Genomic DNA, 16,400 nt, shown 5'->3' with positions numbered 1-16,400 from the left:
TCGAGGTGCCCACTACTCTGGACGGCATGTCTGCCCCATTTCACTCCGCCCTGTTGGATGCGCTGTCGCAGCGCGTTGTCATCGGCGACGGTGCGATGGGGACCATGCTGCAGGCCGCGGAGCTCACTCTTGACGACTTCCTCGGCCTCGAGGGCTGCAACGAGATCCTGAACGAAACCCGCCCCGACGTGCTCGCGGACATCCACCGGGCCTACTTCGAGTCGGGCGCCGACGCCGTCGAGACCAACACGTTCGGATGCAACCTGCCCAACCTCGCCGACTACGACATCTCGCACCGGATCCGCGACCTCTCGGAGCGCGGCACCCGGATCGCGCGCGAGGTCGCCGACGAGATGGGGCCCGGCCGGGACGGCATGGCGCGGTTCGTGCTCGGCTCGATGGGGCCGGGAACCAAGCTGCCCACCCTCGGGCACGCCCCGTTCGCGGTGCTGCGCGATGCGTACACCGAATCCGCGCTCGGCATGATCGAGGCAGGCGCCGACGCCATCCTGGTCGAGACCTGCCAGGACCTGCTGCAGGTCAAGGCCGCGATCATCGGCAGCCAGCACGCCATGGAGAAGCTCGGCCGCCGGATCCCGATCATCACCCACGTCACCGTGGAGACGACCGGAACGATGCTGCTCGGCAGCGAGATCGGCGCCGCGCTGACCGCGCTCGAGCCGCTGGGCATCGACATGATCGGCCTGAACTGCGCCACCGGGCCCGCCGAGATGAGCGAGCACCTGCGGCACCTGTCCCGGCATTCGACGTTGCCGGTGTCGGTGATGCCGAACGCAGGCCTGCCGGTTCTGGGCGCGAACGGTGCCGAATACCCGCTCACCGCACCGGAACTCGCGGAGGCACTGAGCGGCTTCGTCTCCGAATTCGGACTGGGCATGGTCGGCGGCTGCTGCGGCACCACCCCCGAGCACATCCGTCAGGTCGCCGACGCGGTGCGCGCGGTGGAGAAGGCCGAACGCAACCCGGTTCCCGAGCCGGGCACCTCGTCGCTGTACGCCGCGGTTCCCTTCGAACAGGACGCCAGCATCCTGGTGATCGGCGAGCGCACCAACTCCAACGGTTCGAAGGCCTTCCGCGACGCCATGATCGCCGAGGACTACCAGAAGTGCGTCGACATCGCGAAGGACCAGACTCGCGACGGCGCGCACATGCTCGATCTCAACGTCGACTACGTCGGCCGAGATGGCGCACTCGACATGGCCGCGCTCGCAAGCCGTTTCGCGACGACGTCGACGCTGCCGATCATGCTGGACTCGACCGAGCCCGCGGTGCTGCGCGCCGGACTCGAGCACCTGGGGGGCCGCTGCGCGGTGAACTCGGTGAACTACGAGGATGGCGCAGGGCCTGATTCGCGGTTCCAGCAGATCATGCGGTTGGTCAAGGAGCACGGCGCCGCGGTCGTCGCGCTGACCATCGACGAGGAAGGCCAGGCCCGCACCGCCGAGCACAAGGTGCGGATCGCCGAGCGCCTGCTCGAGGACATCACCACCAACTGGGGCCTCGACGAGTCCGATGTCATCATCGACGCGCTCACCTTCCCCATCTCCACCGGCCAGGAGGAGGTGCGCCGCGACGGCATCGAGACGATCGAGGCCATCCGGGAACTCAAGCGGCTGCACCCGCGCGTGCATTTCACCCTCGGCATCTCGAACATCTCGTTCGGTCTGAACCCGGCGGCGCGGCAGGTGCTCAACTCGGTGTTCCTGCACGAGTGCACCGAGGCCGGACTCGACACGGCGATCGTGCACGCCTCGAAGATCGTGCCGATGGCCCGCATCCCCGAGGAGCAGCGGCAGGTCGCGCTCGACCTCGTGTACGACCGCCGCAGCGAGGGCTACGACCCGCTGCAGAAGCTGATGGAACTGTTCGAGGGCGTGTCCGCGGCCTCGGCCAGGGAGACCCGGGCAGAGGAGCTCGCGGGTCTGCCCCTGTTCGAGCGGCTCGAGCGGCGCATCGTCGACGGTGAGCGTGCCGGTCTCGACGTGGATCTGGACGAGGCGATGACGCAGAAGTCGCCGCTGGTGATCATCAACGAGACGCTCCTGTCGGGCATGAAGACGGTCGGTGAGCTGTTCGGATCCGGGCAGATGCAGCTGCCGTTCGTGCTGCAGTCCGCCGAGGTGATGAAGGCGGCCGTCGCGTACCTGGAGCCGCACATGGAGGTGACCGACGAGGACGGCAAGGGCCGCATCGTCATTGCCACCGTCAAGGGCGACGTCCACGACATCGGCAAGAACCTGGTCGACATCATCCTGAGCAACAACGGATACGAGGTGGTCAACCTCGGCATCAAGCAGCCGATCGCGACCATCCTCGACGCGGCCGTCGACAAGAAGGCCGACGTGATCGGCATGTCCGGGCTGCTGGTGAAGTCCACCGTGGTGATGAAGGAGAACCTGCAGGAGCTCAACAAGAGTGGCGTCGCGGAGCAATTCCCGGTGCTGCTCGGCGGCGCGGCGCTGACCCGCTCCTACGTGGAGAACGATCTCGCCGAGGTCTACGAGGGCGAGGTCAGCTACGCGCGCGACGCCTTCGAGGGCCTGCGCCTCATGGACGAGATCATGACCGTCAAGCGGGGTGGCGGTCTGGACCCGAACAGCCCGGAAGCCGTCGCGGCGCGGGAGAAGGCCGCCGAGCGCAAGGCGCGGCACGAGCGGTCGAAGCGAATCGCCGAGGCGCGCAAGGCGGCCGAGGTTCCCGTCGTGGTGCCGGAACGATCCGATGTCGCCACCGACATCGGGATCCCGACGCCGCCGTTCTGGGGGAGCCGCATCGTCAAGGGCATCTCACTGGCCGATTACTCGGGCCTGCTCGACGAGCGCGCCCTGTTCCTCGGCCAGTGGGGTCTGCGCGGGCAGCGTGCAGGCGACGGTCCCACCTACGAGGAGCTGGTGGAGACCGAGGGCAGGCCGCGGCTGCGTTACTGGCTGGACCGGCTCAGCACCGACGGCATCCTCGCGCACGCCGCGGTGGTGTACGGGTACTTCCCGGCCGTCTCCGAGGGCGACGACGTGGTCGTGCTGACCGAGCCGACCGCCGATGCGCCGGAACGGTTCCGGTTCACCTTCCCCCGTCAGCACCGGGACCGGTTCCTGTGCATCGCCGACTTCGTGCGCTCGCGCGAGGAGGCCCGCCGCACCGGTCAGGTGGACGTGTTGCCGCTGAACCTGGTGACGATGGGCCAGCCGATCGCGGACTTCGCCAACGAACTGTTCGCCGCGAACTCGTACCGGGACTACCTGGAGGTGCACGGCATCGGGGTGCAGCTCACCGAGGCGCTCGCCGAGTACTGGCACCGCCGGGTCCGCGAGGAACTGGTGCTCGCGGGCGGGCACAACCTGGCCGAGCAGGACCCGGACGACGTGGAGGACTTCTTCAAGCTCGGCTACCGCGGCGCCCGTTACTCTTTCGGCTACGGCGCCTGCCCCGACCTCGAGGACCGCGCCAAGATGGTGGCCCTGCTGGAGCCGGAGCGGATCGGCGTTGAGCTCTCCGAGGAGTTGCAGCTGCATCCCGAACAGTCGACCGACGCGTTCGTGCTGCACCACCCCGAGGCGAAGTACTTCAATGTCTGAGGCTTTCGATGTCTGACCTGAAGGCCATCCTGTGGGACATGGACGGCACGCTGCTCGACTCCGAGAAGCTCTGGGACGTCGCGATGCACGAGCTGGCGGCGGAGCTGGGCGGCGCCATGACGCCGGAGACCCGGCACGCGATCATCGGGGCGTCCGGCCCCGACGCGCTGGCGACGATCTTCGCGGCACTCGGCCTCGAGCCGACGCCGCAGGCACTCGCGGACGCGACAGGCTGGCTGAACGCCAGGGTCACCGAGCTCTTCGCGCTCGGTATCCCGTGGCGGCCGGGTGCCCGCGAGCTGCTCGGGGTGGTCCGTGAGAGCGGCCTGCGGACTGCGTTGGTGACCAACACCGAGCGGGAGCTGGCGGAGCAGGCGCTGAACACGCTGGGACGCGAGCACTTCCACGTGACGGTGTGCGGAGACGAGGTGCCGCGCGGCAAGCCGCAGCCGGACCCCTACCTGCGTGCTGCCGAGCTGCTCGGCATCGCGCCGGAGCACTGCCTCGCCGTTGAGGACTCACCGACAGGAGCGGCCGCAGCCGAGGCCGCAGGCGTGGCGGTGCTCGTCGTGCCGTGCGAGGTACCGGTGCCCGTGGGACCGCGCCGGGTGCACCACGATTCGCTGCACGGGCTCGGCGAGGCCGACCTCAGGTCGGCGTGGCGGGCCGTTCGCGCCTGAGACGCGTCGCCGTGAGGCGTCACATGGCAGGATTCCTGGCATGATGCGTCGGTGGACCGGACGGCTGCTGCGTGCAGTTGCCGCGTCGACCGCCGCCATTGCCGTGCTGGCGTCCTGCTCCGCCGGGGCCGGACTCTCGAGCGCGGGCGGACCTGACACGTTCACCGTCGCCCTCACGGCGAAACCGGACAATCTCGACTTCACCCGCACGGCGGGCGCGGCCATCCCGCAGGCGTTGCTGGACAACGTGTACGAGGGACTGGTCCGGCTCGATGACAAGGGCGCGATCGTCCCTCTGCTGGCCTCCTCGTGGACCATCAGCCCGGACCGCACCGTGTACGAGTTCGCGCTGCGCGAGGACGCCACCTTCTCCAACGGCGAGGCCTTCACCTCCGAGGACGTCGCGTTCAGCCTCGACCGGGTCAAGGCCGAATGGACCGCGAACTCGCCCGCGCTGATGGCGGTGGTGGATCGGGTGGAGACACCCTCGCCGCACCTGGCGAGGGTGATCCTGCGGGCGCCGAGCAATGCCTGGCTGTTCAACATGACCGGCCCGATCGGCGCCATGTTCACCCCGCGCGGCGTCACCCACTTGGCCACCACCGCGATCGGTACCGGACCGTTCACCGTGGCGCGCTGGAACCCGGGCTCGGAGCTGGTGCTCGCCGCCAACCCGCGGTACTGGGGTGCGCAGCCGGCGATGAAGACGGTGCGGCTGAAGTACTTTGCCGATCCCACCGCGCAGGCCAACGCGATGCTCAGCGGCGGCGTCGACGCGATCTACGGACTCGGGGCTCCGCAACTGCTCGGTCAGTTCAGCCGCGATCCCCGGTTCCGCGTCGCGGTCGGCGGCACCAACGGGGAGGTCACCCTCTCGATGAACGGCGCCGTCGCGCCCTTCGACGACATTCGGGTGCGCCGCGCGGTGATGTACGCCGTGGATCGGAAGGCGGTGCGGGATACCGCGTATGCGGGCTACGGGGAGCTCATCGGTTCGATGGTGCCGCCGACGGACCCCTGGTACGAGGACCTCACGGGCCGCTATCCCTTCGACCCGCAGCGGGCCCGCGCGCTGCTCGCCGAGGCGGGCACCCCGAACCCGACGGTGCGCTTCGACGTGCCCAATCTCCCGTATGCCACCGCCGCCGCGCAGGTGGTGAGTTCGCAGCTGCAGCAGGTCGGGTTCACCGTGCGGACCAATCCGGTCGAGTTCCCGGCGGTCTGGCTCGATTCGGTCTTCGGCCGCCGCGACTACCAGATGTCGGTGATCCAGCACGCCGAGCCGCGCGACATCTCCACCTTCGGCAACCCCGAGTACTACTGGGGCTACCGCAATCCCGCCGTCACCCGGCTGCTCGCGGAGGCCGACGCGGCGGACGAGGCCGGCTATGTCGCGAAGATGCGTGAGGTGGCGGGCACCATCACCGAGGATGCGGCGGCGAACTGGCTCTTCCTCTTTCCGCTCCTCGTGGTGACCGACGCGGACATCTCCGGGCTACCGAGAAACGCGACTTCCCTTGCGCTCGACCTGTCCCGGGTTCGGCGCGGGTAGGCCGGGCGATGGCGGTCCAGTTGGCCAGGCGGCTCGGCATCTTCGCGCTCACCGCGGCGTTCGCGTCGGTGCTGGTGTTCGCGTTGCTGTCGGTGCTGCCGGGCGATCCAGCGCGGATCGCCCTCGGCGTGCAGGCCTCGGCGGAGGAGGTCGCCCGGGAGCGGGCAGCGATGGGCCTCGATGCGCCTGCCCATGTGCGCTACGGCAATTGGGTCTGGGGCATGCTGCACGGCGACATGGGCGAGTCCTACCTGACCAGGGAGCCGGTCGGCCCGGAGATCTTCGATCGGCTGCAGGTGACGCTCTGGGTGGTCGGCGCGGCAATGCTGGTCGCGTTGGCGGTCGCGATCCCGCTCGGGGTGCTGGCCGCGGTCCGGCGCAGCAGGCCCGATGGGGTGCTGATCGGCGGGATCAGTCAGGTGGGCATCGCGATCCCGGCGTTCCTCGCGGGCGTGCTGCTGTCCACGGTGTTCGCCGTCGAGCTCGGTTGGTTGCCGTCGAGCGGGTGGCAGGCGCCGATCGAGGGCATCGGCGGGTTCCTGAGCTATCTGGCGTTGCCTGCGCTGGCGCTCGGACTCGTGCAGGGCTCGGTACTGACCCGGTATGTCCGTTCCGCCGTGCTCGACGAGCTGGGGGCCGACTACCTGCGGACCGCGCGGGCCAAGGGCCTGACCCGAACCGGCGCGTTGCTGCGGCACGGGCTGCGCAACGCCGCGGTGCCGGTGGTCACCGTCGCGGGGCTACAACTGGCCACCCTGCTGATCGGGGCCGTGGTCGTCGAGCGGGTGTTCGTGGTGCCAGGACTCGGGAGTCTGTTGCTGGACAAGGTGAGTCAGCGCGACATGGCGGAGGTGCAGTCCATCGTGATGGTGTTGGTGCTGATGGTGCTGCTGCTGAATCTGGTGGTGGACCTGCTGTACACGGTGATCGACCCCCGCATGCGGAGCGCGGCATGACAGGGGTTCGGTGGTCGGGGACGTTCAAGTTGGGCGCGGGTCTGGTTGCCGCGGTGGTGCTGGCCGCGCTGATCTCATTTGTGTGGACGCCCTACGACCCGACGGTGGTCGACGCGGGCGCGCGGCTGCTGCGTCCGAGCGCGCAGCACTGGCTCGGCACCGACGACTTCGGCCGCGACATCTTCAGTTCGCTGCTCGTCGGCGCCAGGACGACGTTGCTGGTCGGGGTCGTGGCGGTGGTCATCGCCGCGTCGATCGGCATCCCGATCGGGGTGGCCGCCGGGATGCGCCCCGGTGTGCCCGACGAGATCCTGATGCGGGGCAACGATGTGCTGCTGGCGTTCCCCGCGCTGCTGCTCGCCATCATCTTCGCCGCGGTCTGGGGTGGGTCGACGGTGACCGCGATGACCGCTCTCGGCGTCGGCACCGCGCCGGCCTTCGCCCGCGTCGCCAGGGGCGGCACCAGACAGGTGATGGCCAAGGATTACGTGCTGGCGGCGCGGGCGGCGGGCAAGGGTCCGATGCGGATCGCCCTGCGACACGTGCTGCCGAACATCTCCAGCGCGCTCATCGTCCAGGCCTCGGTGACGTTCGCCATCGCGGTGCTGGCCGAGGCGGCGCTGTCCTATCTCGGCTTCGGCACCCCGCCGCCGACACCGTCGTGGGGCCGGATGCTGCAGGAGTCGCAGCCGTACCTGTACCTCCAGCCGGCGGTGATGTTGTGGCCAGGCCTGGCGATCGCGTTGACGGTGCTCGGGTTCAACCTCCTCGGTGACGGACTGCGTGACAGGTTCGACCCGAGAACGGCGCGCCGATGACCGGCCCGCTGGTGGTGGTGAACGACCTCACCGTCCGCGCGGGGGATCGGACCCTGCTCGACGGGATCGGCTTCACCCTGGACCGGGGTGAACGGCTGGGGCTGATCGGCGAATCCGGGTCGGGCAAGTCGCTCACCGCGCTGAGCCTGATGGGCCTGTTGCCAGACCAGCTGTCGGCCGCCGGTTCGATCGCCCTCGACGGCGTCGACGAGAACCTCGTCGGTGCGCAGGAACGGTTGCTCACCGCGCTGCGCGGAGACGACCTCGCGATGGTCTTCCAGGAACCGATGACCGCCCTGAACCCGTTGATGAAGGTGGGCAGGCAGGTGGCCGAGGTGATCGAGCTGCATGACGGCGGGCTGAGCCGCGCCGACCGGCGGGAAGCGGCGTTGGCGCAGCTGGCCGCGGTGAACCTTCCCGACCCGCCGCGCATCGCCCGGTCCTATCCGCACGAACTGTCCGGCGGGCAGCGGCAGCGGGTGCTGATCGCCATCGCGATGGCGAACCGTCCGAGGGTGTTGATCTGCGACGAGCCCTCCACGGCGCTCGATGTGACAGTGCAGGCGCAGATCCTCGACCTGATCGACACGACGGTGCGTGAGCACGACACCGCGCTGCTGTTGATCACGCATGACCTGGCGGTGGTGTCCGGACTGTGCGAGCGGGTGCTGGTGATGCGGGACGGGGCGATCCTGGAGTCGGGGCCGATCGAGCAGGTGTTCGGTGCGCCGCAGCACCCGTACACCCGGTCGCTGCTCGCGGCGTCGGACCTGAGTGGTTCGACGCTGGGTGGTTCGACGCCGGGTGGTTCGACGCCTGCCGCTCCTCCTGAGGCAGGCGGTCGCGCGGTCACGCCGGTGTCGAACGAGCAGGCCGAGCCACTGGTGTCCGTGCGCGGGCTGACCCGCACGTACCGGGGGTCGCGGTCCTCGCTGCTGCGTCGCGCCGGGCCGGTGCACGCGCTGACCGACGCGTCGTTCGACATCGGTCGGGGTCAGCGGTTCGGCGTGGTGGGGGAGTCCGGTTCGGGCAAGTCCACGCTGATCCGGCTGCTGTGCGCCCTCGACGTACCGACGGCGGGCTCGATCGTGGTGGACGGGCAGGAGATCGTCGGCGCGCGGGAACGGGACCTGAGGCAGTTCCGCCGCGATGTGTCCATCGTCTTCCAGGACCCGATGGGGTCGCTCGACCCTCGAATGAAGGTCGGCGACGTGGTGGCGGAACCGCTCGATTCGCGTGCGGGATCGGGCGAGTTGGTCGCCGAGATCCTCACCGCAGTCGGCCTCGAACCCGCGATGGCGGATCGGTATCCGCACCAGTTCTCCGGCGGTCAGCGCCAGCGCATCTCCATCGCCCGCGCCCTGATCACCAAACCGAAGATCCTGGTGGCCGACGAACCGGTCAGCGCGCTCGACGTCTCGGTCCGCGCCCAGGTGCTGGACCTGCTGGCCGAGTTGGTCGACGAGTACCGGCTGACGCTGCTGTTCGTCTCGCACGACCTGGCGGTCGTCCGGCACGTGTGCGACGTCGTCGCGGTGATGCACCGGGGGCGGATCGTCGAGTGCGGGCCGACCGAGGACGTGTACGAGCGGCCGCGGGAGGACTACACCCGAACGCTCATCGCGAGCGCCCCGAAGCTGGTCCTGCCGAACCACTGATCCCCCGTAGCGACCGCTTGCAGGTCGCTCGAAACAACACTGGAGAGGGGTTGCGGCGGGGCGGTGGGGAGCACCGGTTCGCTCGTGAAAGAATCGTCACCCGTGAAGACCTTCGATTCGCTGTTCGCCGAGCTGACCGACCGTGCCGCCACCCGCCCCGAGGGCTCCGGCACCGTGGCCGCGTTGGACGCGGGCGTCCATGCGCAGGGCAAGAAGGTGCTCGAGGAGGCAGGCGAGGTGTGGATTGCCGCCGAGCACGAGAGTGATGAGTCGCTGTCCGAGGAGATCTCCCAGCTGCTCTATTGGGTGCAGGTGCTGATGGTCGGCCGTGGGCTCAAGCTCGAGGACGTCTACCGACATCTGTGAGTCGCGCACCGACCCAGAACCGACTCCTCTAGCCACTTCCGGAAGGAACACCCCCATGCTGCGCGTCGCAGTGCCCAACAAGGGCTCGCTGTCCGAATCCGCCGCCGAGATCCTGGACGAGGCCGGCTACCGTCGCCGCACCGACTCGCGCGACCTGACCGTCCTCGACCCGTCGAATCAGGTCGAATTCTTCTTCCTGCGCCCCAAGGACATCGCGATCTACGTCGGGTCGGGCGAACTCGACCTCGGCATCACCGGTCGCGACCTCGCGCTCGACTCCGGCGCCCCGGTCTCCGAGCGGTTGTCACTCGGGTTCGGCCGCTCGAGTTTCCGCTACGCGGCCCCGGCGGGGAAGGCCTGGTCGCCCGCCGACCTGGCCGGTCTGCGGATCGCCACCTCGTACCCGAACCTGGTCCGCGAGGACCTGGCGGCCCGCGGCATCGAGGCCACCGTCATCCGGCTCGACGGCGCCGTGGAGATCTCCATCCAGCTAGGCGTTGCGGACGCCATCGCCGACGTCGTCGGGTCGGGCCGCACGCTGCGCCAGCACAACCTGGTGGCCTTCGGCGAATCGCTCTGTGACTCCGAGGGTGTGCTCATCCAGCGGGACGGCTCCGACGGCGCGGACAAGGCGCGCAACCAGTTGGTCGCACGTGTGGAGGGTGTCGTTCGCGCGCAGCAGTACGTGATGCTGGACTACGACTGCCCGCGTGCGCAGGTCGACGAGGCGATGCGGATCACCCCTGGGCTCGAGTCTCCGACCATCGCCCCGCTCGCGGACGAGAAGTGGGTCGCGATCCGTTCGATGGTGCCGCGCAAGGTCAGCAACGACGTGATGGATCAGCTCGCCGATATCGGCGCGAAGGCGATCCTGGCTACCGACATCCGGACCTGCCGGGCGTTCTGATCCCAGACGACATCGGGTCCCGCGGCCATGTGCTGCGGGACCCGATGCGTTGTGCCGTCAGTTCGGTCGGATCTGCACCGTCTGGTTGATCCGGCCGACCGGACCGGACTCGTCGTGCAGCACACCCGCGCACATGCCGACGCCGTCCGGGCCGTAGGAGGTCTCCGCGGAGATGCCGACCCATTCGCCGGTAGGCACCCGGAACAGGTGCACGGTCAGGTCGGTGTTCAGGTAGGTCCACTCGTTCGGGTGCAGCTTCGCGCCGACACCGTTGGCGACGTCGGCGACGGTGAAGAGTCGCTGGATCGGGGTGAGTGATTCGCCCTCCACCAGAACGGGATTTGGACGGGCCCACACCTGACCGGGGCCCTCGCAGCCGATATCCGCCAACCACTGCCAGTCCAGGGTGGCGACAAACCCGGTGCCCCAGAAGCGCCCGTCCATCGGGGTCGTGTGCGACTGCGACAGCGGGGCCAACGCGGGGTCCGCCGCGTGCTGGACCGCGGTGGTGTCCGCGGTCTGCATGCGCCATCCGGTACCGCGGGCGACCGCGCGCTGGGTGCCGTCCGGGCCGGCGGCCCACAGCTCCGCCACGACCAGCTCGACCCGCTTGCCCGGCCGTTCCACCCAGGACCGCACCTCGATCTCGCTCAGCGGCACCGGCCCGAGGATCTCGATGACCACCCGCGTCAGCCGGGTGTCGGGGCGCTGCTCGCAGCGCTCGAGCGCCCGCACCAGGAGGGCGGACGGCGGCGCGCCGTGCTGCATGGTGTCGGCCCAGGTGCTCACGGTCAGGGCGGTGGTCGCGAAACGTTCGACGCCGTCCCCGGTCGACTCCAAGGGGAGGTAGTAGGCCTGGTCACTCACTCGACGATCTCCTCGAACTGTTGCGCTTCATCTGCCGGGCTCTCCGGCCACCCCGGGTACGGCGGCGGCGTGCCGCCGAATGCGGGGCAGCGAACCTTATGATCGCACCAGTTGCACAGCCGCCCCGGATTCGGTCGGAAGTCGCCCGTGACCCCGGCCGCGAGAATGGCCTTCCAGATCGCGGACAGGGTGCGCTCGAAGCGGAGCAGTTCGGCCTCGTCCGGCGCGTAGGTGAGGATCTCGGCGTCGGCCAGGTAGATCAGCCGCAGCTGGGCAGGCACGATTCCGCGGGTGCGCAACAGCACCAGCGCGTAGAACTTCATCTGGAACAGGGCCTTGGACTCGCTGATCTCCCGGGGCGCCCGACCGGTCTTGTAGTCGACCACCCGGACGTGTCCGTTCGGGGCGACGTCGATCCGGTCCACGAACCCGCGCAGCAGCACTCCGTCGTCGAGTTCGGTCTCCACCCGCAGCTCGCACGATTCGGGATCGAACCGGGTGGGATCCTCGAGCCGGTAATAGCCCTCGATCAGCGCGCGTGCCTCTGCCAGAAACGCGACCCGCTCCTCGGCGGGGACCGTATCGGCGATCTCGGGGGATTCCGCGAGCAGTTGCTCCCAGGCCGGGTCGACCAGGGACACCGCGCGGTCGGGAACCCGTTCCGGGGCGGGTAGCGCGTACAGCGACTCCAGCGCCGCGTGCACCACCGTTCCCTTGAGCTGCGCCTTCGACGGCACCTCCGGGATCCGGTCGACCGCGCGGAAGCGGTACAGCAGCGGGCACTGCTTGAAATCGCCCGCGCGGGAGGGGGACAGTGCAGGCCGTGAGCGCGGGCGCGCCGTCCCCGCGGCGGTGGCGTCGGGGGACTCGGCAGGGGGCGTCGACACGGGAGAGCTCACACCTGGCAGGGTATGCGGCGGGTCCGACACCGCTGTCGGGGCCGGCGCGTGGGTCGCCGGGAATGCTGAAGCAAGGAGATCTCCAGTCGTGGTTGGGCAAGACGTGAACGCACGCGAGAAGCGACCTACCGGACCGTTTCGGGAGGGCGACCGCGTTCAGCTCACCGACGCGAAGGCGCGCAAGTACACGGTGGTACTCGAGGCGGGCAAGGAGTTCCACACCCATCGCGGCGGGATCCTGCACGACGACCTGATCGGCACCCCCGAGGGAAGCGTCGTCACCTCCACGAACGGCACCCCGTACCTGGCGCTGCGGCCGCTACTGGTCGACTACGTGCTGTCCATGCCGCGCGGCGCTCAGGTGATCTACCCGAAGGATGCCGCGCAGATCGTGCACGAGGGCGATGTCTTCCCTGGCGCGCGGGTCCTCGAGGCCGGTGCCGGATCGGGCGCGCTGACCTGCTCGCTGCTGCGAGCGGTCGGGCCCGAGGGCAAGGTCATCTCGTACGAGATCCGCGACGACCACGCGGAGCACGCGGTCCGCAACGTCGAGACCTTCTTCGGCGGCCGCCCCGACAACTGGGAGCTGACGGTCGCGGATCTGGCGGACTTCGACGCCGAGGCGTCCGGAGGTCCGGTGGACCGCGTGATCCTGGACATGCTCGCGCCATGGGAGACGCTGCCCGCGGTGTCGAAGGCACTGGTGCCGGGAGGAGTGCTCATCGTCTACGTCGCGACGGTCACCCAGTTGTCGCGGGTGGTCGAGGCGCTGCGCGAGCAGGAGTGCTGGACCGAGCCGCGGTCATGGGAGTCGATCGTGCGCGGCTGGCACGTCGTCGGCCTCGCGGTCCGCCCGGAGCACCGCATGCAGGGCCACACCGCGTTCCTGGTCAGCGCGCGCAAACTGGCCGAGGGAACGGTCACCCCGAAGCCGCAGCGTCGCGCAGGCAAGGACAAGAAGGTCTAGAGGCGCTCCGCGCCCGTGAGTCCTTCTGGCCCCTGTGTGGACCAGAAGGACTCACGGGCGCCGCAGGCGCCTATTTGACGCAGGTCAGCTTGCCCATCGAGAAGATGGTGCACGCGGCGTCCTCGGAGAGCACCCACTTGCCGTCGACCTGCTCGAAGACGACCTCGGACGCGGCGCCGCCGTGCGGGCCCGTGATGGTCGTCGTCGCCGACACCGTGTCTGCGTCCACCGCAGCCACCTTGGTCACCTCGGTGGTCAGCGGATAGCCCTGCAGGACGCCGTTGAACTGTTCGAGGACCGCGGCCTGGCCGTTGCCGTTCTCGACGAGCACGGCCTTCTCCGTGGTGGCGACCGCGGGGTCGAAGAAGGTGACCAGCGTCGCCTGCAGCTCTTCGACGGTCGGGATCGCTGCGGCCGCGTCGGCGGTGCTGGTGGCGGTGGTGGCCTCGGTCGACTCGTCGGAGCTGCAGGAGGCGACTCCTGCGGCCAGGGCGATTGCGCCTGCGGCGATGAGGGACTTGCGAATGATCACGAATAGGCCTTTCTCGTTGGCGACGGTGCCATTTAGTCAGGTAAGGCTAACATCAGGAGTATCGTGGGGGACCGGGCTGCCGTCCCACAGTGTGCGACGGCATGCGGCCCGTGTCCGCCTGTCGGTCCACAGTTTTGGTACCGCGGCTGTAGCGTTGATAGATCGCACTGGGAGGAGACGCACATGAGCGCAACAGAGAATCCGGACTCGCTTGCCGCCCGGGCGGAGCTCGAGGCGCTACGTCTGGAAGCCGCAGGACTTCGCCGTCAGCTCGCCCAGTCACCCGAGCAGGTACGTGAGCTCGAGTCCCGCGTCGACTCGCTGTCGATCCGGAACTCGAAGCTGATGGACACGCTCAAGGAGGCTCGTCAGCAGCTGATCGCGCTGCGCGAGGAGGTCGACCGTCTCGGTCAGCCGCCCAGCGGTTATGGCGTACTGATCTCGACCCACGCGGACCAGACGGTCGACGTGTTCACCTCCGGCCGCAAGATGCGACTGACCTGCTCGCCGAACATCGACACCGAGACGCTCCGGCCCGGTCAGACCGTCCGCCTCAACGAGGCGCTCACCATCGTCGAGGCGGGGGCCTTCGAACGGGTGGGGGAGATCTGCAGTCTGCGCGAGGTTCTCGACGACGGGGAACGGGCTCTGGTGGTCGGTCACGCCGACGAGGAGCGCGTGGTGTGGCTCGCGCATCCGCTCGCGCTGGCCGCGTCCGACACGACGATCCATCCCGATGACGAGGACATCGACTCGCCGTCGCGCAAGCTGCGGCCCGGAGATTCTCTGCTGGTCGATTCCAAGGCGGGCTACGCCTTCGAGCGCATCCCCAAGGCCGAGGTCGAGGACCTCGTGCTCGAGGAGGTGCCCGACGTCGACTACGGCGACATCGGCGGTTTGGGTCGGCAGATCGAACAGATCCGCGACGCCGTCGAGCTGCCGTTCCTGCACAAGGACCTGTTCCACGAGTACTCGCTGCGCCCGCCGAAGGGTGTGCTGCTCTACGGCCCTCCCGGCTGCGGCAAGACGCTCATCGCCAAGGCCGTCGCCAACTCGCTGGCCAAGAAGATCGCCGAGGCCAGGGGGCAGGACGCAAAGGACGCCAAGTCCTACTTCCTGAACATCAAGGGCCCGGAGCTGCTCAACAAGTTCGTCGGTGAGACGGAACGGCACATCCGGATGATCTTCCAACGGGCTCGTGAGAAGGCCTCCGAGGGCACCCCGGTGATCGTGTTCTTCGACGAGATGGATTCCATCTTCCGCACCCGCGGGTCCGGCGTCTCCTCCGATGTGGAGACCACGGTCGTGCCGCAGCTGCTCAGCGAGATCGACGGCGTCGAGGGCCTGGAGAACGTCATCGTCATCGGTGCGTCGAATCGCGAGGACATGATCGACCCCGCGATCCTGCGGCCAGGCCGGCTCGACGTCAAGATCAAGATCGAGCGTCCGGATGCGGAGTCGGCGCAGGACATCTTCTCGAAGTACCTGACCGAGAGCCTGCCGGTCAACGCCGACGATCTGGCCGAGTTCGGAGGCGACCGGACGGCCTGCATCAAGACGATGATCGAACGCGTCGTGGACCGGATGTACGCCGAGAGCGACGACAACCGATTCCTCGAGGTGACGTACGCGAACGGCGACAAGGAGGTGCTGTACTTCAAGGACTTCAATTCGGGCGCGATGATCCAGAACATCGTCGACCGGTCCAAGAAGTACGCGATCAAGTCGGTGCTCGAGACGGGGGCGCCCGGCCTTCGGGTGCAGCACCTCTTCGACTCGATCGTGGATGAGTTCTCCGAGAACGAGGACCTGCCCAACACCACCAATCCCGATGACTGGGCACGTATCTCGGGCAAGAAGGGCGAGCGGATCGTCTACATCCGTACGTTGGTCACCGGCAAGAACGCCAGTGCCAGCCGCGCCATCGACACCGAGTCCAACACCGGCCAGTACCTGTAAAGCGGAATCGATCGGGCCGGGCACTCACGCGGGTGCCCGGCCCGATCGCGTTGCGGCGTGGGACGGGGCCGCGAGGCTCACGCGAAATAGTCGGCGAGCAGTTCCCGGGTATCGGGCACGAACGGCCACGACGGGTCGGCGAGGTGCGCGCGCAGCTGCGCCTCGGTCCACCACCAACCGTCGACGATCTCGCTCGCCTGGTGCCGGATTGCGCCCTCATAGCGCGCCTCGAACGCGAACAGGTGACAGCGCAACGGTTTACCGTCCCAGCTGCCGTCCCACGCCACCCGGGCGATGGCGGACAGCTCGACCCCGGTGACGCCGAGTTCCTCGGCCAGTTCGCGGACCGCGGTCTGCTCGGGGCTCTCTCCCGGATCCACCACCCCGCCCGCGAGGCAATCGTGCATGCCCGCGAAGACCGCCTTGGCGGGGGAGCGGCGGTGCACGTAGATCCGGCTGCCGTCCACCGAACGCAGCAGCACCCCGGCGCTGGCGTGCCACAGGCCCTCGGCGTATACCTGCGACCGTGGGGCCGTGCCGATCACCGCACCCGCGGCGTCGAAGACCGTCACGACCTCATCCGGCGCGGCGGGGCCGCCTGCCGACGGAGGCTGCGATGGGCACTGATCCATCCGCCCATCGT

General features: G+C 68.9%; 14 protein-coding genes. 10 read left to right on the top strand and 4 right to left on the bottom strand.

The features are described from left to right. The first annotated feature begins 26 nt into the window (after positions 1-26). The 8 genes from metH (at position 27) to hisG (ending at position 10,533) form a co-directional block, all read left to right on the top strand. Positions 27-3,596 (top strand): methionine synthase, encoded by a 3,570-nt coding sequence (metH, locus tag ACFXMV_RS06070; RefSeq protein WP_378499321.1) that lies wholly within the window; start codon positions 27-29, stop codon positions 3,594-3,596. Between the two features lie 8 nt (positions 3,597-3,604). Next, the gene (locus ACFXMV_RS06065; RefSeq protein WP_378499322.1) at positions 3,605-4,276 is read left to right on the top strand and encodes an HAD family hydrolase; all 672 of its coding nucleotides are present in this window, start codon (positions 3,605-3,607) and stop codon (positions 4,274-4,276) included. A 40-nt stretch (positions 4,277-4,316) separates the two neighbouring features. After that, positions 4,317-5,828 carry an ABC transporter substrate-binding protein gene (locus ACFXMV_RS06060; protein WP_378499323.1) on the top strand — a complete coding sequence of 504 codons (1,512 nt, stop codon included), beginning with the start codon at positions 4,317-4,319 and terminating at the stop codon, positions 5,826-5,828. Between the two features lie 8 nt (positions 5,829-5,836). Next, positions 5,837-6,784 (top strand): ABC transporter permease, encoded by a 948-nt coding sequence (locus ACFXMV_RS06055; RefSeq protein ID WP_378499324.1) that lies wholly within the window; start codon positions 5,837-5,839, stop codon positions 6,782-6,784. After that, positions 6,781-7,602, top strand: coding sequence for an ABC transporter permease (locus ACFXMV_RS06050; RefSeq protein ID WP_378499325.1), 822 nt, complete (start codon positions 6,781-6,783; stop codon positions 7,600-7,602). The genes ACFXMV_RS06055 and ACFXMV_RS06050 overlap by 4 nt, the downstream gene beginning before the upstream one ends. Then, complete coding sequence (locus ACFXMV_RS06045) at positions 7,599-9,260, top strand: ABC transporter ATP-binding protein (RefSeq protein ID WP_378499326.1); 1,662 nt, start codon at positions 7,599-7,601, stop codon at positions 9,258-9,260. The genes ACFXMV_RS06050 and ACFXMV_RS06045 overlap by 4 nt, the downstream gene beginning before the upstream one ends. A gap of 84 nt (positions 9,261-9,344) precedes the next feature. Then, positions 9,345-9,626, top strand: a complete 282-nt coding sequence (locus ACFXMV_RS06040; protein WP_378499327.1) for a phosphoribosyl-ATP diphosphatase — start codon at positions 9,345-9,347, stop codon at positions 9,624-9,626. 55 nt (positions 9,627-9,681) lie between these two features. Continuing rightward, positions 9,682-10,533 (top strand): ATP phosphoribosyltransferase, encoded by an 852-nt coding sequence (hisG, locus tag ACFXMV_RS06035; protein ID WP_378499328.1) that lies wholly within the window; start codon positions 9,682-9,684, stop codon positions 10,531-10,533. A 57-nt stretch (positions 10,534-10,590) separates the two neighbouring features. On the opposite strand, the gene ACFXMV_RS06030 is transcribed toward hisG, so the two are convergent. Both ACFXMV_RS06030 and ACFXMV_RS06025 read right to left on the bottom strand, forming a co-directional pair. Then, positions 10,591-11,400 (bottom strand): thioesterase family protein, encoded by an 810-nt coding sequence (locus ACFXMV_RS06030; RefSeq protein WP_378502757.1) that lies wholly within the window; start codon positions 11,398-11,400, stop codon positions 10,591-10,593. Further along, a complete protein-coding gene (locus ACFXMV_RS06025) occupies positions 11,397-12,287 on the bottom strand; it encodes a RecB family exonuclease (RefSeq protein ID WP_378502862.1) in 891 nt (296 codons plus the stop codon). The genes ACFXMV_RS06030 and ACFXMV_RS06025 overlap by 4 nt, the downstream gene beginning before the upstream one ends. A 115-nt stretch (positions 12,288-12,402) precedes the next feature. On the opposite strand from ACFXMV_RS06025, the gene ACFXMV_RS06020 reads away from it, so the two are divergent. Further along, positions 12,403-13,266 carry a tRNA (adenine-N1)-methyltransferase gene (locus tag ACFXMV_RS06020; RefSeq protein ID WP_378502522.1) on the top strand — a complete coding sequence of 288 codons (864 nt, stop codon included), beginning with the start codon at positions 12,403-12,405 and terminating at the stop codon, positions 13,264-13,266. Positions 13,267-13,336: 70 nt separating this feature from the next. Here the strand turns inward: ACFXMV_RS06020 and ACFXMV_RS06015 are convergent, their stop codons facing one another. Next, on the bottom strand, positions 13,337-13,798 hold the full coding sequence (locus ACFXMV_RS06015) for a nuclear transport factor 2 family protein (protein WP_378498617.1): 462 nt from the start codon (positions 13,796-13,798) through the stop codon (positions 13,337-13,339). Between the two features lie 183 nt (positions 13,799-13,981). Between ACFXMV_RS06015 and arc the strand changes: the two genes are divergently transcribed. Further along, entirely contained in the window at positions 13,982-15,757 is a 1,776-nt protein-coding gene (gene arc, locus ACFXMV_RS06010; RefSeq protein ID WP_378502756.1) for a proteasome ATPase, read from the top strand. 77 nt (positions 15,758-15,834) lie between these two features. Here arc and ACFXMV_RS06005 read toward each other — a convergent pair whose 3' ends face one another. Then, a complete protein-coding gene (locus tag ACFXMV_RS06005; protein ID WP_378498619.1) occupies positions 15,835-16,389 on the bottom strand; it encodes an NUDIX domain-containing protein in 555 nt (184 codons plus the stop codon). Positions 16,390-16,400: the final 11 nt, after the last annotated feature.

Source organism: Rhodococcus sp. NPDC059179 (assembly GCF_042754885.1).
GTDB lineage: Bacteria > Actinomycetota > Actinomycetes > Mycobacteriales > Mycobacteriaceae > Rhodococcus_G.
Note: the sequence above shows the minus strand (reverse complement) of the source record. Positions and strands in the feature narration are given on the sequence as shown.